This window comes from Ligilactobacillus salitolerans (genome assembly GCF_003864415.1).
GTDB lineage: Bacteria > Bacillota > Bacilli > Lactobacillales > Lactobacillaceae > Ligilactobacillus > Ligilactobacillus salitolerans.
This window is the reverse complement of the sequence record NZ_BFFP01000087.1, coordinates 1-993: the sequence shown is the minus strand read 5'-3', so window position 1 is coordinate 993 and position 993 is coordinate 1. Positions and strand designations below refer to the sequence as shown.

Genomic DNA, 993 nt, shown 5'->3' with positions numbered 1-993 from the left:
GCGCCCAAAGGTTCCCTCAGAATGGTTGGAAATCATTCGCAGAGTGTAAAGGCAGCAGGGAGCTTGACTGTGAGACTGACAAGTCGAGCAGGGACGAAAGTCGGGCTTAGTGATCCGGTGGTTCCGTATGGAAGGGCCATCGCTCAACGGATAAAAGCTACCCTGGGGATAACAGGCTTATCTCCCCCAAGAGTCCACATCGACGGGGAGGTTTGGCACCTCGATGTCGGCTCATCGCATCCTGGGGCTGTAGTCGGTCCCAAGGGTTGGGCTGTTCGCCCATTAAAGCGGTACGCGAGCTGGGTTCAGAACGTCGTGAGACAGTTCGGTCCCTATCCGTCGCGGGCGTAGGAAATTTGCGAGGATCTGTCCTTAGTACGAGAGGACCGGGATGGACACACCGCTGGTGTACCAGTTGTCTTGCCCAAGGCAGCGCTGGGTAGCTAAGTGTGGATGAGATAAACGCTGAAAGCATCTAAGTGCGAAACTCACCTCAAGATCAGATTTCCCATTCCTTTATGGAAGTAAGACCCCTGAGAGATGATCAGGTAGATAGGATGGAAGTGGAAGTGCCGCGAGGCATGGAGCGGACCATTACTAATCGGTCGAGGACTTAACCAAAAGAGTCGCGCGGAAGTGCGGTTTGATAAAAGCAAGAAGAAATGTTGTTCAGTTTTGAGAGGATGGATCTTCTCAAAGAAAAATAGTGCGGTGGCGATTGCACGAAGGCTACACCTGTTCCCAGGCCGAACACAGAAGTTAAGCTTCGTTACGCCAAGAGTAGTTGGGGGATCGCCCCCTGTGAGGGTAGGGCGCTGCCGCGCAATTTTAAGTCATTTCCGTTGGGAAGTGGCTTTTTTTATATAAAAAAGTTTAGTCGTGTTTTTGCAGGAGCATTCAGTACAGAGAGCCCCAATTTCTGGTATGGTTAGACGGAGTAGGTTAAAATAATGGATGTAGTACATATAATCAAATATTTTGGAGGATGAGTCT

Annotated in this window: 2 rRNA genes; both read left to right on the top strand. The window is 50.4% G+C overall.

The features are described from left to right. Positions 1-621 (top strand): 23S ribosomal RNA (locus LFYK43_RS12140); the annotation flags it as partial. 86 nt (positions 622-707) lie between these two features. Beyond that, positions 708-824, top strand: a 5S ribosomal RNA gene (rrf, locus tag LFYK43_RS12135). Positions 825-993 lie beyond the last annotated feature (169 nt).